We start from the raw sequence: 16,468 nt of genomic DNA, 5'->3' as shown, positions 1-16,468 counted from the left end.
TGGACAGGAGTGCAATGGATATCGTTGGCGGACAACACTTACGTCAGATGTGGGACGATCTGGCCGAAGTTTATGGCAGTAAAACGGCGCTGATTTGTGAATCCAGCGAAGGGATCGTGCGCCAGTACAGCTATACCTCGCTTAACGAGGAAATCAATCGGACAGCAAACCTTTTCCACATGTTGGGGATCCGCAAAGGTGATAAGGTCGCCCTGCATCTGGATAACTGCCCGGAGTTTTTCTTCTGCTGGTTTGGGCTGGCAAAAATAGGTGCGGTCATGGTGCCGATCAATGCCCGTCTTCTGCGCGACGAAAGCGCATGGATCCTGCAAAACAGCGACGTTCAGTTGCTGGTAACCAGTACCGCTTTTTATCCGATGTATCGCCAGATCCAACAGGAAAACGCGACGCAGCTTAACCATATCTGTCTGATTGGTGACACGTTGCCGGTGGCTGACGACGTAAGCCATTTCGCGCCGTTAAAGGACCAACAGCCGACGACATTGCGTTATGCCCCTGCGTTGTCCACGGACGACATGGCTGAGATCCTGTTCACCTCCGGCACCACCTCCCGCCCCAAAGGGGTGGTGATCACCCATTACAATCTGCGTTTTGCCGGCTACTACTCGTCGTGGCAATGCGCCCTGCGTGATGACGACGTTTACCTGACGGTCATGCCTGCGTTTCACATCGACTGCCAGTGCACTGCCGCCATGGCCGCCTTCTCGGCGGGCGCAACCTTTGTGCTGATAGAGAAGTACAGCGCCCGCGCTTTCTGGGGGCAAGTGCGTAAATACCGCGCAACCGTCACGGAATGCATCCCGATGATGATCAGAACGCTGATGGTTCAACCCGTCTCACCGCTGGACAGAGAGCACTGCTTACGGGAAGTGATGTATTACCTCAACCTGTCAGTGCAGGAAAAAGATGCGTTTCTTGAACGCTTCGGCGTGCGTTTGCTGACCTCTTACGGCATGACGGAAACCATTGTCGGCATCATCGGCGATCGCCCCGGTGATAAGCGACGCTGGCCATCCATTGGACGCCCCGGCTTTTGCTACGAAGCGGAAATTCGCGATGAGCAAAACCGTGCGCTGCCCGCCGGTGAAATTGGGGAAATCTGCATCAAGGGCGTGCCGGGTAAAACGATTTTCAAAGAGTACTACGGCAGGCCGGATGCCACCGCCAAAGCGCTCGAGCCGACCGGCTGGCTGCATACCGGTGATTCCGGTTATCGCGACGAAGACGGTTTTTTCTATTTTGTCGATCGCCGCTGCAACATGATTAAGCGCGGAGGAGAAAACGTCTCTTGCGTGGAACTGGAAAATATTATTTCGGCGCACCCCAAAATTCAGGACATCGTCGTTATCGGAATTAAAGATTCGATCCGTGACGAAGCGATAAAAGCCTTTGTGGTACTCAACGAAGGTGAAACGCTCAGTGAAGAAGAGTTTTTCAGCTTCTGCGAAAAAAATATGGCGAAATTTAAAGTCCCTTCAATTATGGAGATTAGAACTGACCTGCCCCGAAATTGTTCAGGAAAAATAATCAAAAAAAATCTGAAATAACCCTACAGGCAGGAATAGCCCCTGCCAGACATCCTATTTTTGGAGATGAACCATGAGTGAATCTTTACATTTAACCCGCAACGGATCGATTCTGGAAATTATGTTGGATCGGCCAAAAGCAAATGCGATCGATGCCAAAACCAGTTTTCAAATGGGCGAGGTTTTTCTTAATTTCCGTGACGATCCCGAACTGCGTGTGGCGATCGTTACCGGTGCGGGCGAAAAATTCTTCTCCGCTGGCTGGGATTTAAAAGCCGCTGCGGAAGGAGAAGCGCCGGACGCGGATTTTGGCCCTGGCGGATTCGCCGGCCTGACCGAAATATTCAATCTCGACAAACCGGTGATCGCCGCCGTCAATGGCTATGCCTTCGGCGGTGGCTTTGAACTGGCGCTGGCAGCAGACTTTATTGTTTGCGCCGATAACGCCAGCTTTGCGCTACCTGAAGCCAAACTCGGGATCGTACCGGACAGCGGCGGCGTTCTGCGTCTGCCGAAAATACTGCCTCCGGCCATCGTCAACGAAATGGTCATGACCGGCAGACGCATGAATGCAGAAGAAGCGCTGCGCTGGGGGATCGTCAATCGCGTGGTCAGCCAGCAGGAACTGATGGACAGCGCGCGTGAACTGGCACAACAACTGGTAAACAGCGCACCGCTGGCAATCGCCGCGCTGAAAGAGATTTATCGCTCGACCAGTGAAATGCCAGTGGAAGAGGCTTATCGTTTCATCCGCAGCGGCGTGCTGAAGCACTATCCGTCCGTACTGCACTCCGAAGATGCGTTCGAAGGGCCGCTGGCGTTTGCTGAAAAACGCGATCCGGTCTGGAAAGGACGGTAATGCCTGATGGCGCTGCGCTTATCAGGCCTACGCCATCACCCGGCAAAATATACGCTGTCCTGTAGGCCGGATAAGGCGTTTACGCCGCCATCCGGCAAAAAACAATTGAGGAATGTCGATGAGTTTCTACGCCTTTGAAGGCTTAATTCCCGTGGTCCATCCCGAGGCGTATGTGCATCCCAGCGCCGTACTGATTGGCGATGTGATCGTGGGGGCTGGCGTATACGTCGGCCCGCTCGCCTCACTGCGCGGTGACTATGGTCGCCTGATCCTTGAAGCCGGTTCTAACCTTCAGGATGGCTGCATCATGCATGGCTACTGCGATACGGACACGGTGGTACGCGAGAATGGGCACATCGGACACGGTGCTATCCTGCACGGCTGCGTGATAGGTCGGGACGCTCTGGTCGGCATGAACAGCGTGATTATGGACGGTGCGGTGATCGGCGACGAAAGCATTGTCGCTGCCATGAGTTTCGTCAAAGCCGGATTTACCGGCGCAGCGCGGCAGTTGCTGGTCGGCACACCAGCCCGCGTCATTCGTGACGTCAGCGAACAGGAACTGCACTGGAAGCGGCTGAATACGCAGGAATATCAGGATCTCGCCGTACGCTGTCGGGCATCGCTACGGGAAACATCGCCATTAACGGCGGTTGAAGCAAATCGGCCACGCCTGAAGGGCACAACAGAGGTGAAGCCTAAATCGGCCATGTAATCATGCCGGATGGCGGCGCAAGGCACCATCCGGCAAAACCGACCTTATCGACGCATACTTTTTGACAGCATCATCTGCCATTTCTGCTCGCGGTTTAGTTCTGAAGGCGGCACCGCCGACATCCGCGGCGATTTGCTGACCATCTTCTCCTGCGCGCTATGCCCAAGGCGGGCATACAGCTGTGGATCAATGTGTGTCACTCTGACCAGGCGCTGACACTGACATCCACGACCTTCCAGTTGATTAGGGATAGTCTTAGTCTCGCAATTAATCTCCCCGACCTCAGCGAGAATATAAGAGACGGTATTGATCGCTTTGCAGTGATCCATATTAAAGTGCTTCGCAATCTCTTTCGCACTTACCCAACGCTTTTCTGCCATCACCCAATCGGCGATCAGCAGGTAAAGCGGCTTTTCAACATATTCTTCACACATAAGCACACCATTTCACAAATTAAAAATCTTGTTATGCCCTGTCCGTAAAAATACAAAACAAGACCCTATTTAAATTGTGGGATTTAATGATAGTAAGCAACTTAGCGGCGCATTTGTGTGAGCCAAATCTTGCTTGTTACATTCAAATTTGTCCCTCTGCGCAATATATCTCCAGGAATGAACTGAGTGCATAAAAAAACGGCTCCGTTTCCGGAGCCGTTTTTAAAAGCGGGGCAAATGATGCCGCCGCTTATTTTTTAATTTGCGCGTGCATTTCCTGAACGGAGGTTACCTTCTCCGTTGCATCGGCATTCAGCGCCATCGCGGTAGCAAAGCCTCCGTTCAGCGTGGTGTCGTAGTGCACTTTGTACTGCAGCGCGCTACGGCGAATCACCCTGGAGTCTTCGATTGCGCGACGCCCTGCGGTGGTGTTGATGATGTAGGTATATTCGCCATTCTTGATACGGTCCTGAATGTGCGGACGACCTTCATGCACCTTGTTCACCAGACGCGGGTTAATACCGGCTTCACCCAGCACAATCGCGGTACCGTGAGTGGCGTCCAGTTCAAAGCCCTGCTTCAGCAATTTCGCCGCCAGGTCCACCACGCGCTCTTTATCACCTTCACGTACGGAGAGCAGCGCACGGCCCTGTTTTTTCATGGTAGAGCTGCTGCCCAGTTGTGCCTTGGCGAACGCTTCCGCAAAGGTACGGCCTACGCCCATCACTTCCCCGGTAGAGCGCATTTCTGGCCCTAACAGCGGGTCAACGCCCGGGAATTTGTTGAACGGAAGTACCACTTCTTTCACCGAGTAGTACGGCGGGATAATTTCTTTGGTCACGCCCTGTTCGGTCAGCGATTTACCGGCCATCACACGCGCCGCGACTTTCGCCAGCGGTACGCCGGTCGCTTTAGAGACGAACGGTACGGTACGCGCCGCACGCGGGTTCACTTCAATCAGGTAGACTTCGTTATCTTTCACGGCAAACTGGACGTTCATCAGACCGCGAACCTGCAGTTCGAAGGCCAGTTTCTGTACCTGCTGGCGCATCACATCCTGAATTTCCTGGCTCAGGGTGTAAGCTGGCAGAGAACAGGCTGAGTCACCGGAGTGAACGCCCGCTTGTTCGATGTGTTCCATGATGCCGCCAATCAGCACCATTTCGCCGTCGCAGATAGCGTCTACATCCACTTCTACCGCGTCATCCAGGAAACGGTCGAGCAGAACCGGCGCGTCGTTGGAAACACTCACAGCGGTCTGGAAGTAGCGGCGCAGGTCAGCTTCATCATAGACGATTTCCATCGCCCGACCGCCCAGCACGTAGGACGGACGTACCACCAGCGGGTAGCCAATCTCTTTCGCTTTTTCGACAGCCTGTTCAATAGCCGTCACGGTGGCGTTAGCCGGTTGTTTCAGTTTCAGGCGGTCAACTGCATGCTGGAAACGCTCGCGGTCTTCCGCACGGTCGATGGCATCCGGGCTGGTACCAATAACCGGCACGCCTGCGGCTTCCAGCGCGCGTGCCAGTTTCAGCGGGGTCTGGCCGCCGTACTGCACGATCACGCCTTTTGGCTTCTCGATGCGCACGATTTCCAGTACATCTTCCAGGGTAACCGGCTCAAAGTAGAGGCGGTCAGAGGTGTCGTAGTCGGTCGAAACGGTTTCCGGGTTACAGTTGACCATGATGGTCTCGTAACCGTCTTCGCGCAGCGCCAGAGAGGCGTGTACGCAGCAGTAGTCAAATTCGATCCCCTGGCCGATACGGTTTGGACCGCCGCCAAGCACCATGATTTTGTCACGGTCAACAGACGGGTTCGCCTCGCATTCATCTTCATACGTGGAGTACATGTAGGCGGTATCGGTGGCGAATTCTGCCGCGCAGGTGTCCACACGCTTGTAGACCGGGTGCAGATTGTACTGGTCGCGCAGTTTGCGGACTTCCGCTTCACGGACACCGGCCAGTTTAGCCAGACGCGCATCGGCGAAGCCTTTGCGTTTCAACTGGCGCAGGAAGTCAGGGGTCAGGCCGTTAATGCCCAGCTCTGCCACTTTCTCTTCCAGACGCACCAGTTCTTCAATTTGTACCAGGAACCAGCGGTCAATGTTGGTCAGGTTGAACACGCCGTCGACGGAGAGGCCTGCGCGGAAGGCATCGGCGATGTACCAGATACGCTCAGCGCCCGCGTCTTTCAGCTCACGGCGGATTTTAGTCAGCGCTTCCGGGTCATCCAGGCTCACTTTCGGGTCGAAGCCGGTGGCACCCACTTCCAGACCGCGCAGCGCTTTTTGCAGAGATTCCTGCTGGGTGCGGCCAATCGCCATCACTTCGCCGACCGATTTCATCTGGGTCGTCAGACGGTCGTTCGCGCCGACGAACTTCTCGAAGTTGAAGCGTGGAATCTTAGTCACAACATAATCGATGGACGGCTCGAATGATGCCGGGGTACGACCGCCAGTGATGTCGTTCATCAGTTCATCGAGGGTGTAACCCACCGCCAGTTTCGCCGCCACTTTCGCAATCGGGAAGCCGGTGGCTTTCGATGCCAGCGCCGAGGAGCGGGATACACGCGGGTTCATTTCGATCACAATCAGGCGACCGTTTTTCGGGTTCACCGCGAATTGCACGTTTGAACCGCCAGTTTCTACGCCGATTTCACGCAGCACCGCCATCGAGGCGTTACGCATGATTTGATATTCTTTGTCGGTCAGCGTCTGGGCCGGTGCAACCGTGATGGAGTCACCGGTGTGAATGCCCATGGCGTCGAAGTTCTCGATAGAGCAGACGATGATGCAGTTGTCGTTTTTATCACGCACCACTTCCATCTCGTACTCTTTCCAGCCAATCAGCGATTCATCAATCAGCAGTTCGTTGGTTGGGGAGAGATCCAGACCGCGAGTACAAATCTCTTCAAACTCTTCGCGGTTGTATGCAATACCACCGCCGGTGCCGCCCATGGTAAAGGACGGACGGATAATGCACGGATAACCGACGTCAGCCGCTACCGCCAGCGCCTCTTCCATCGTATGGGCAATGCCCGAACGCGCGGTGTCGAGACCGATTTTCTTCATCGCGATATCGAAGCGACGACGGTCTTCGGCTTTATCAATCGCATCGGCGGTCGCACCAATCATGGTCACACCGAATTCGGCCAGCACGCCCTGGCGCTCCAGTTCCAGCGCACAGTTCAGCGCCGTCTGACCGCCCATGGTCGGCAGCACCGCGTCCGGGCGCTCTTTCTCAATAATTTTGCGCACGACTTCCCAGTGAATCGGCTCGATGTAGGTCGCATCGGCCATTTCCGGGTCGGTCATGATGGTTGCCGGGTTGGAGTTCACCAGAATGACGCGGTACCCCTCTTCACGCAGCGCTTTACACGCCTGTGCGCCGGAGTAGTCAAACTCACACGCCTGACCGATAACAATCGGACCCGCGCCCAGAATCAGGATACTTTTTATGTCTGTACGTTTTGGCATGGCTCTCTTAACTCCTGATTATTTCGCGGACTGACGGTAAAGCTCAATTAACTCGATAAAGTGGTCGAACAACGGCGCGGCATCGTGAGGTCCCGGGCTCGCTTCCGGGTGGCCCTGGAAACTGAATGCCGGTTTGTCGGTGCGATGAATCCCTTGCAGGGTGCTATCGAACAGTGACTTGTGGGTGACACGCAGAGTTGCCGGCATGGACGCTTCATCCACCGCAAAGCCGTGGTTCTGGGCCGTAATCATCACGGTATTGTTGTCGATATCTTTGACCGGATGGTTACCACCGTGGTGACCGAATTTCATCTTCACGGTTTTCGCCCCGCTCGCCAGCGCCAGCAGTTGATGGCCTAAACAGATGCCGAACACCGGAATATCGGTCTCGAGGAATTTCTGAATTGCGTCGATAGCGTAATCGCACGGCGCCGGGTCACCAGGACCGTTTGACAGGAAGATCCCGTCCGGATTCATCTTCAGCACGTCTTCTGCCGACGTTTTTGCCGGGACAACCGTCAGGCGGCAGCCTCTGTCCACCAGCATGCGCAGAATGTTGCGCTTGGCGCCAAAGTCGTAGGCGACAACGTGGAACGGCAGTTCGTCCTCTTTCTTTGCTTCCGGTAGGTCGTCCGCCAGCGTCCAGCTCCCCTGAGTCCAGCTGTAAGATTCCGTGGTGGTCACTTCTTTCGCCAGATCCATGCCATTCAGGCCCGGGAAGGCTTTCGCTTTTTCCAGCGCCAGCGCCGCATCCGGGTTATCGCCCGCGATAATGCAACCGTTCTGCGCCCCTTTCTCGCGCAGCAGACGCGTCAACTTACGGGTATCGATATCGGCAATCGCCACAATGTTATGGCGTTTCAGGTAAGAAGAGAGGTCTTCGGTATTGCGGAAGTTGCTGGCAATCAGCGGCAGGTCACGAATGACAAGGCCTTGCGCATGGACCTGGGAGGATTCTTCATCGGCGGCATTGGTGCCGACATTACCGATATGGGGATAAGTAAGAGTAACGATTTGGCGGGAATAGGAAGGATCAGTGAGGATTTCTTGATAACCGGTCATTGAAGTATTGAAAACGACTTCCCCAACCGCCGAACCTGTTGCCCCTATGGCCCGACCGTGAAACTGGGTTCCGTCTTCCAGAACCAATAGCGCTGACTTAATCAAAACACCCTCCAGAGAATATTCACTCACTTTATTTGCATATTAATGCATTCGCATAGCATGAATCAATGCAAATTTGCTTACCCGTGGATTTCTGGCAAACGGCGGCATTCTGGAGATAAGACAGGCAAAAGTCAACTTAAAGGCGGTATTTTTTATATTCTTTTGCGACTCAGGATGAAATCAGCGGATTTAACAGGCAAAAAGATCATCTAACCCTGGCAGGAAAACGCTTGCGTGAACAATTATGCGTAGAAAATAGTCTCAGACTTCGAAAAAGTGGACCATATGGTCAAAATTTACATTCAGATAACGCAAAACAGAGAGAAAAGATAAATTTTCACTCCATTTAAAACTAAAACGCCACATAACAGGCAAAATAAAAGGGCAATAAAAATATTGCCCTATGTAATCAATGCATTGAGATTACAATAACCACATCACGAAAGGTAATAATTGACTATAAATTGTTGAGATCAAGGACATCTCGCATATCAAAAAGACCATTTTGCTTTGCACTGACCCAAAGTGCTGATCTCACCGCGCCATTGGCAAAAGTCATACGGCTGGACGCTTTGTGGGTGATTTCGACACGTTCGCCGATATCTGCAAACATTGCGGTATGTTCCCCCACAATGTCCCCGGCGCGGACGGTGGCAAAGCCAATCGTTCCCGGCACGCGTTCGCCGGTGTAGCCTTCACGACTGTAGACGGCGCATTCTTTCAGATCTTTATCCAGCGCATGGGCAATCGCCTCCCCCATCGCCAGCGCGGTGCCTGACGGCGCATCAACCTTATGGCGGTGGTGTGCTTCAATGATTTCAATGTCGGTATAGTCGCCCATCACTTTCGCTGCCTTTTCCAGCAGCTTAAGCATCACGTTGACGCCGACGCTAAAGTTCGCCGCGAAGACAATGCCAATTTCCTGGGCGGCGTCGCGAATCGCCTGTTTTCCCGCATCGTCAAAACCGGTGGTGCCAATGACCATCCCTTTGCCATGCTGACGACAAAATGCCAGATGATTCAGCGTGCCTTCCGGACGGGTAAAATCGATAAACACATCGAAATCCCCTTTTACCGCCTCAAGGCTGCTTTGTACGGTAACGCCGGTCTTCCCGACGCCCGCCAGTTCTCCGGCGTCGCTGCCCAACAGTGACGATCCCTCGCGCTCAAGCGCCGCACCAAGCGCAACGCCTTCCATCTGTAGCGCTGCCTGAATTAACTGGCGGCCCATACGGCCACCCGCGCCCGCTATCGCGACACGGACCTGTGCATCATGCATAGTTATTCTCTTACGTTAAAATGATGTAAATCGTTTTCAGATTAACCAGCACATCGTCGTGCCGCTAGCCAAAAACGTCGATAATTAGAATTTAATGATAAACAGCGGGAGATATCAGTAAAAGGCATGACGCTCTGGAATAAGTCGCGTCATACCGTTATAAGCGTCTGGGTTTACGGCGCCAGCGCCAGAACTTCTGCCACCCACTGCTCGAAACCCGCAACATCGATATCCAGAGCGACCTGCACGTTTGCTGGTCTGTTCATCCGCCCCTCAATATCCACCACGGTCGTCCCGGCGGTATAGTCCCCCTGGGTTTCAACCGCGACAAAACACGGCTTGACAGTAAACAGATCCGGACGCACCAGCCAGGCAATCGCGCAGAGATCGTGCATCCGCACGCCGGTGCGCATTGTCCCGCTGCGATAGTGGCTGAACAAGGCATGTAACATCTTTCCAGTGCGATTGAGGGTCGGCAGCGAGGCCAGATAATCCGGCGTCAGCATCGCCTGGTTTGTGACATCCAGCCCACACATCACAATCTCAATGCCGCTCTGGAATACGCGAGCAGCGGCTTCCGGATCGACGGCGATATTGAATTCGGCGTTAGGGGTGAAATTCCCCCGCCCGGCAGAACCGCCCATGATCACCAGACGGCGGATGTTGAAGGTGCACTCCGGATAGTGCATCAGCAACAGCGCAATATTCGTCAGCGGCCCAATCGCCACCAGCGTGATCGGCTCCGGAGCACTCATCAGCGCGTCACGAAGGGCAATAAACGCCGGTTTCGCCAGTGGTTGTCGGTCATGCTCGACAAAATCATAGCCTTCCATGCCGGATTCACCGTGAACATAGGCGGCATCGCGTAGCGTACGCAACAGTGGCGTGGCGGCCCCCTGGGCGAGGGGAATGTCGGCATTCCAGAAATGCAGCAGTTGTAGAGCGTTGCGGGTGGTTTTCTCCACGGAGACGTTTCCGGCAACCGTGGTCATCAGTTGCAGGTCTAGCTGAGGGGCAAACAGCGCAGCAGCAATTGCCGCAGCATCATCAATGCCCGGGTCGGTGTCGAGAATAATGGGCAGACGCATGATTCCTCCATAAAAAAATGCCGGGTATCAGACCCGGCATCTTCGCATAGATTAGCGTGAACTAAATCATTCTACTTCACGAACATCCACACGCAGCTCTTTCGGCACTTCGAAAACGATGTTCTCTTCACGACCCTCCAGCGGGATGGCATCGCCGCCGCCGAGTTCCTGCAGGCGGGCGATGACGTTTTGCACCAGAATATCCGGCGCTGACGCGCCCGCAGTGACGCCCACGCATTTTGCCTCTTTCACCCAGGCTTCCTGGATATCGGTCGCATCGTCGATCAAAAACGCCGCTTTCCCCATTCGCTGTGCAAGTTCAGCCAGACGGTTGGAGTTCGATGAGTTTTTTGAGCCCACCACCAGCACGACATCCGCCTGCTCCGCCAGCGCGCGCACCGCTTCCTGACGGTTGGTGGTCGCGTAGCAAATGTCATCTTTACGCGGTCCGACGATTTTCGGGAAGCGCTGACGCAGTGCGTCAATCACGTCTGAGGTATCGTCCACGGAGAGCGTGGTCTGGGTCATAAAGGAGAGCTTGCCTTCGTTTTTCACATTGAGCGAAAAAACATCTTCCGGGGATTCAACCAGGTACATGCCCCCTTCCGGGTTGCTGTACTGCCCCATTGTGCCTTCGACCTCCGGATGCCCGGCGTGACCAATCAGGATCGACTCTTCTCCACGACGACTGGCGCGCGCCACTTCCATATGCACTTTGGTTACCAACGGACAGGTCGCATCAAAGACGGTAAGATCGCGGCCTTTCGCTTCGTTGCGCACCGCCTGAGAAACGCCGTGAGCGGAGAAGATCAGGATCGCGCCGTCCGGCACTTCGCTGATCTGCTCGATGAAAATCGCCCCGCGTTCGCGCAGGCTGTCGACCACGTAGCGGTTATGTACCACTTCGTGACGAACGTAAATCGGCGCGCCGTAGATGGCCAGCGCGTTTTCAACAATGCTGATAGCGCGGTCTACACCGGCGCAAAAACCGCGCGGGTTGGCCAACAGGATCTGCATTTTACGCCTCCAGTGCCGGATCGACTTCCAGCACTTCAATATCAAAATGAACGGTATGCCCGGCCAGTGGATGGTTAAAATCAACGGTGATAGAGTCACCGTTGATTTCACGGATCACACCAGGCATCTCACTGCCGTCCATTGCGGTAAAGAGCATAATAGCCCCGATTTCAGGTTCGCCTGCGTCCATAAATTCACGGCGCGAGAAATACTGAATCAGGTCAGGCGTCGTAATGCCAAACGCGGCATCCGGCTCCAGGGAAAAAGTGGTTTTATCGCCGTCTTTCAGTCCGAGAAGATGTTGCTCCAGTCCTTCAGACAGAGAGCCATCCCCCAGGCGAAAAAGCGCGGGCTTGCCGTTATTACGGGTTGACTCTGCGGTGGAGCCATCGTCGAGTTTTAAGGTGAAGTGCACCAGCACCGCACTGTTACTCTGTACTGATTTAGACATGCAGGTTGCTCACATAGTGTGCCAGAAGGCAAACAGATCGATAAAACTGTAGGCCGGATAAGGCGTTTACGCCGTCATCCGGCACATGTTTGCCTGATGGCGCTAAGCTTATCAGGCCTACAACACCTGATCAGCGCCATCCGGCATTTTGTTACGCCTGCTTTTTCGGCAGAAAACCTTCCAGGACAATCATTGCGGCACCGATACAGATCGCACTATCGGCGAGGTTAAACGTAGCAAAATGCCAGTCCCCGACGTAGAAATCGATCATATCGACCACGAAGCCATGCCACAGGCGGTCGAACAGGTTCCCCAGCGCGCCGCCAATGATTAGCGCATACGCGATGTTATTCAGCTTTTGCGTCGCTCTGGAGCGATACATCATCACCGCCAGAATGACACAGATACCGATCGCAATACCGGCAAAGAACCAGCGCTGCCAGCCGCCGCTATCGGCGAGGAAGCTAAACGCCGCACCATAGTTACGCGCATAATGCAGATTAAGCGACGGGAACAGCGGCACCGTATCCCCCAGAGCAAAATTCTGGAGGATCAGGTACTTGCTGCCCAAATCGATAATCAGCACGACTACCACCAGCCACAGCCAGCGTAGCCCTGTTGAACAAAGAGGCTTACTCATCAGGCAAACTTACGTTTTTCGCCATCACCGGCGATGTTGCTGACACAGCGTCCGCAGATTTCTGCGTGTTCCGCTACCTTGCCGACATCCGTCGTGTAATGCCAGCAACGCGGGCACTTATCACCTTCGGCTTTACTCAGGGCGATTTTCAGCCCTTTGAGCAGTTCGCTCTGCTGTGCATCTGCACAAGCCCCGGCATAGTCAGCGACTTTCGCCCCGGAGGTCAACAGGACAAATCGCAATTCATCGCCCAGTGCGGTCAGCTTCGCAGCCAGTTCAGGTTCTGCGTACAGGGTGACTGCCGCTTCCAGAGAACCGCCCACTTTCTTATCCGCACGCGCCTGTTCGATCACTTTGTTCACTTCGCCGCGCACTTTAAGCAGCTCGTCCCAGAAGTTATCGTTCATCGCTTCGCTGTCCGCCAGACCAAACAGGCCTTCGTACCACTCGCCGGTGAAGACGTACTTCTCACGGTCACCTGGCAGGTAGCCCCAGATTTCATCAGCGGTGAAGGACATGATCGGCGCCATCCAGCGTACCAGCGCTTCCGCGATATGGTACAGCGCGCTCTGACAGCTACGACGCGCCCGGCTTTCCGCTTTCGCGGTGTACTGACGGTCTTTGATGATGTCGAGATAGAACGACCCCATTTCGACGGAGCAGAAGCGCATCAGGCGCTGTACCACTTCATGGAAATCGTAGGCTTCATACGCTTTCAGAATGTCTTCTTGCGCCGCTTTCGCGCAGCCCACCGCCCATCTGTCCAGTACCACCATCTCTTCCGGTTTCACCATGTCTTTAACCGGATCAAACCCGTTCAGGTTCGCCAGCAGGAAGCGCGCGGTGTTACGGATACGACGATAGCTGTCGGCAGCACGTTTGAGGATCTCATCTGACACCGCCATTTCACCGGTGTAGTCGGTTGATGCCACCCACAGACGCAGAATGTCGGCGCCCAGTTTGTTCATTACATCCTGCGGCGAAACGGTGTTACCGATGGACTTGGACATCTTGCGGCCCTGACCATCGACGGTAAAGCCGTGCGTCAGTACCTGGCGATACGGCGCTTTGCCTTTCATCGCGGTGGAGATCATCAGAGACGACATGAACCAGCCACGATGCTGGTCGGAACCTTCCAGGTACATATCCGCGGCATGACCAGCGAATTCCGGGCGTACATCCACGACGGAGGAGTGCGTTGAACCAGAGTCAAACCAGACGTCCAGGGTATCCGGCACTTTCACGTACTGATCGGCTTCGTCACCCAGAATGTCTTTCGGGTCGAGATCCCACCAGGCCTGAATACCGTCAACTTCAACGCGTTTCGCCACTTCTTCCATCAGTTCGATGGCGCGCGGGTGCAGCTCTTCAGTGTCCTTGTGAACAAACAGAGACATCGGTACACCCCAGGTACGCTGACGGGAGATACACCAGTCAGGACGGTTCGCTACCATCGATTCGATACGCGCCTGACCCCAGTCCGGGATCCACTGCACGCCTTTGATCTCTTTCAGAGACTGCTCGCGCAGACCTTTCTGATCCATGCTGATGAACCACTGCGGGGTCGCACGGAAAATGATCGGCGATTTGTGACGCCAGCAACACGGATAGCTGTGCTGCATTTTCTCAACGTGCAGCAGCGCGCCTTTTTCACGGAGCAGGTCAACGATGACATCGTTGGCTTTAAAGACGTTCACGCCATCCAGATTCGGGTAAGTGCCCGGCAGATACGCGCCATCTGGCCCAACCGGGTTGGCGATTTCCAGCCCATATTTCTGGCTGATAACATAGTCGTCAGGACCGTGACCGCCAGCGGTATGTACCGCGCCGGTACCGGCATCCAGCGTCACGTGATCGCCGAGGATCGCCGGAACATCGAAGCCCATAAACGGATGGGTAAAGCGCAGCAGCTCAAGCTCCGCCCCTTTTACGGTTGCGAGAACGGTATAGTCTGTCGCGCCAATGCGCTGCATCACGCTTTCAACCAGATCTTTCGCCAGGATCACCGCCTGAGCGTCGATCTGTACCAGCGCATAGTCAAAGTCCGGCGCCACGGAAATCGCGCGGTTTGCCGGCAGTGTCCACGGTGTGGTGGTCCAGATAACCAACGAGATTGGACCGTTGACATTCGCCACGCCAAATTTCGTCTTCACCGCGTCCTGATCCGCAGCAACGAAGGCCACGTCGATGGACGGAGAAGTTTTGTCGTAGTATTCCACTTCCGCTTCTGCCAGCGCAGAGCGGCAGTCTACGCACCAGTGCACCGGCTTCGCGCCTTTATGCAGATGACCATTACCGATGATTTTGCCCAGCGCGCGGATGATGTTGGCTTCCGTTTTGAAGTCCATCGTCAGATACGGATGCGACCAGTCGCCGAGCACGCCCAGACGGATAAAGTCTTTACGCTGCCCGTCAACCTGAGTTGCAGCGTACTCACGGCACTTCGCACGGAACTCCGCCGCGGTGAATTTTTCGCCCGGCTTACCGAATTCCTGCTCCACTTTCAGCTCGATCGGCAGACCGTGACAGTCCCAACCCGGAACGTAAGGCGAGTCATATCCCGCGAGTCCTTTGGACTTCACGATAATGTCTTTCAGAATCTTGTTAACCGAGTGACCAATATGAATGCTGCCATTCGCATAAGGAGGGCCATCATGCAGAATGAAGGTTTTTTTGCCTTTTTTGGCCGCACGAATGATGCCGTACAGGTCATCATCAGTCCAACGCGCCAGCATTCCCGGTTCGCGTTTAGCGAGATCGCCGCGCATCGGGAACCCTGTTTCCGGCAAATTCAGGGTTGATTTATAGTCACTCATCAGATTCTCGGTTCCGTATTGATTACCCAGGCATTTAAGCCGGTTTTGATAGCCCAAAAAAATCACGGGCAGTTAATTCATCTCGCGCAATCTGCGCTTTGAGTTCATCCAGCGAAGCAAATCGCTGTTCATTGCGTATTTTTTTACGCAGCACTACATCTATATGGCGACCATAGAGGTCCATTGCAACATCCAGCAGATGCACTTCCAGTTGCTGGCGCACGCCCGATACCGTCGGACGGGTCCCGATGTTCGCCACGCCGGGCAATGGCTTCTCGCCAAGCCCCATCACTTCTACCGCATAGACCCCTTTTACCGGGGATACCTGACGACGCAGCGGTAAGTTTGCCGTCGGGAAACCAATGGTGCGCCCGAGTTCATCACCGTGTACAACACGGCCAGAAATGGTAAACGGATGGCCCAGCAGGCTTTCGGCGAGAGCCAGGTTGTCCTGTGCCAGCGCCTGACGCACGGCGGTACTGCTGATACGCACGCCGCCTTCGCAGAAGGTTTGGGTGCTGGTAATATCGAAACCATATTCCACACCCGCCTTCTGTAATAACAAGAAATCGCCCTCGCGACCAGCGCCAAAGCGGAAATCATCCCCCACCGCGAGAAATTGCACCCCAAGACGATTCACCAGCAGTTCGCTGATAAAGCTCTGCGCCGTCAGGGCGGCGAAACGGCGATCAAATCGCACACACAACACGTAATCGACGCCGCATTGCGCGAGATAACGCAATTTTTCACGCAGGCGAGTCAACCGCGCAGGGGCTTTGTCTGTCGCAAATAATTCGAGCGGCTGCGGTTCAAAAATCATCACCATCACCGGTAAGCCGCGCCTGCGCCCTTCTTCCTGCAAACCTTGCAGCAGCGCACGATGACCACGATGCACGCCGTCGAAATTACCAATAGTCAGCACACACCCGTGTGGGGCCTGACTGAGATTATGTATGCCGCGTATCAGCTTCATGTCTGGC

At 54.7% G+C, this 16,468-nt stretch carries 13 protein-coding genes; 3 read left to right on the top strand and 10 right to left on the bottom strand.

What is annotated here, in order from left to right; genetic code table 11:
- The first annotated feature begins 14 nt into the window (after positions 1 to 14).
- The 3 genes from caiC (at position 15) to caiE (ending at position 3,121) form a co-directional block, all read left to right on the top strand.
- Positions 15 to 1,568 carry a crotonobetaine/carnitine-CoA ligase gene (gene caiC, locus AL479_RS13245; RefSeq protein ID WP_061076384.1) on the top strand — a complete coding sequence of 518 codons (1,554 nt, stop codon included), beginning with the start codon at positions 15 to 17 and terminating at the stop codon, positions 1,566 to 1,568.
- Between the two features lie 52 nt (positions 1,569 to 1,620).
- Positions 1,621 to 2,406: a crotonobetainyl-CoA hydratase gene (caiD, locus tag AL479_RS13240; RefSeq protein WP_061076383.1), complete on the top strand. Its 786-nt coding sequence runs from the start codon at positions 1,621 to 1,623 to the stop codon at positions 2,404 to 2,406.
- Between the two features lie 118 nt (positions 2,407 to 2,524).
- Positions 2,525 to 3,121 (top strand): carnitine operon protein CaiE, encoded by a 597-nt coding sequence (gene caiE / locus AL479_RS13235; protein ID WP_061076382.1) that lies wholly within the window; start codon positions 2,525 to 2,527, stop codon positions 3,119 to 3,121.
- Positions 3,122 to 3,165: 44 nt separating this feature from the next.
- Here the strand turns inward: caiE and caiF are convergent, their stop codons facing one another.
- The 10 genes from caiF to ribF all read right to left on the bottom strand — a co-directional run bounded on the left by caiF (position 3,166) and on the right by ribF (position 16,461).
- The gene (caiF, locus tag AL479_RS13230; protein WP_061076381.1) at positions 3,166 to 3,555 is read right to left on the bottom strand and encodes a carnitine metabolism transcriptional regulator CaiF; all 390 of its coding nucleotides are present in this window, start codon (positions 3,553 to 3,555) and stop codon (positions 3,166 to 3,168) included.
- Between the two features lie 250 nt (positions 3,556 to 3,805).
- On the bottom strand, positions 3,806 to 7,030 hold the full coding sequence (gene carB / locus AL479_RS13225; protein WP_061076380.1) for a carbamoyl-phosphate synthase large subunit: 3,225 nt from the start codon (positions 7,028 to 7,030) through the stop codon (positions 3,806 to 3,808).
- Positions 7,031 to 7,048: 18 nt separating this feature from the next.
- Positions 7,049 to 8,197, bottom strand: coding sequence for a glutamine-hydrolyzing carbamoyl-phosphate synthase small subunit (gene carA / locus AL479_RS13220; protein WP_061076379.1), 1,149 nt, complete (start codon positions 8,195 to 8,197; stop codon positions 7,049 to 7,051).
- A 457-nt stretch (positions 8,198 to 8,654) separates the two neighbouring features.
- The gene (gene dapB, locus AL479_RS13215; protein ID WP_061076378.1) at positions 8,655 to 9,476 is read right to left on the bottom strand and encodes a 4-hydroxy-tetrahydrodipicolinate reductase; all 822 of its coding nucleotides are present in this window, start codon (positions 9,474 to 9,476) and stop codon (positions 8,655 to 8,657) included.
- Positions 9,477 to 9,649: 173 nt separating this feature from the next.
- Positions 9,650 to 10,564: a ribonucleoside hydrolase RihC gene (gene rihC / locus AL479_RS13210; RefSeq protein WP_061076377.1), complete on the bottom strand. Its 915-nt coding sequence runs from the start codon at positions 10,562 to 10,564 to the stop codon at positions 9,650 to 9,652.
- A 66-nt stretch (positions 10,565 to 10,630) separates the two neighbouring features.
- The gene (gene ispH, locus AL479_RS13205; RefSeq protein WP_061076376.1) at positions 10,631 to 11,581 is read right to left on the bottom strand and encodes a 4-hydroxy-3-methylbut-2-enyl diphosphate reductase; all 951 of its coding nucleotides are present in this window, start codon (positions 11,579 to 11,581) and stop codon (positions 10,631 to 10,633) included.
- A 1-nt stretch (position 11,582) separates the two neighbouring features.
- Positions 11,583 to 12,032, bottom strand: coding sequence for an FKBP-type peptidyl-prolyl cis-trans isomerase (fkpB, locus tag AL479_RS13200; protein ID WP_042998001.1), 450 nt, complete (start codon positions 12,030 to 12,032; stop codon positions 11,583 to 11,585).
- A gap of 151 nt (positions 12,033 to 12,183) precedes the next feature.
- On the bottom strand, positions 12,184 to 12,672 hold the full coding sequence (lspA, locus tag AL479_RS13195; protein WP_061076375.1) for a signal peptidase II: 489 nt from the start codon (positions 12,670 to 12,672) through the stop codon (positions 12,184 to 12,186).
- Positions 12,672 to 15,488 (bottom strand): isoleucine--tRNA ligase, encoded by a 2,817-nt coding sequence (ileS, locus tag AL479_RS13190; RefSeq protein ID WP_061076374.1) that lies wholly within the window; start codon positions 15,486 to 15,488, stop codon positions 12,672 to 12,674. Before ileS ends, lspA begins: the two co-directional genes overlap by 1 nt.
- Positions 15,489 to 15,522: 34 nt before the next feature.
- The gene (gene ribF / locus AL479_RS13185; protein ID WP_061076373.1) at positions 15,523 to 16,461 is read right to left on the bottom strand and encodes a bifunctional riboflavin kinase/FAD synthetase; all 939 of its coding nucleotides are present in this window, start codon (positions 16,459 to 16,461) and stop codon (positions 15,523 to 15,525) included.
- Between the last annotated feature and the right edge of the window lie 7 nt (positions 16,462 to 16,468).

This window comes from Citrobacter amalonaticus (assembly GCF_001559075.2).
Taxonomy (GTDB): Bacteria; Pseudomonadota; Gammaproteobacteria; order Enterobacterales; family Enterobacteriaceae; genus Citrobacter_A; species Citrobacter_A amalonaticus_F.
This window is presented reverse-complemented; position numbering and strand designations above follow the sequence as displayed.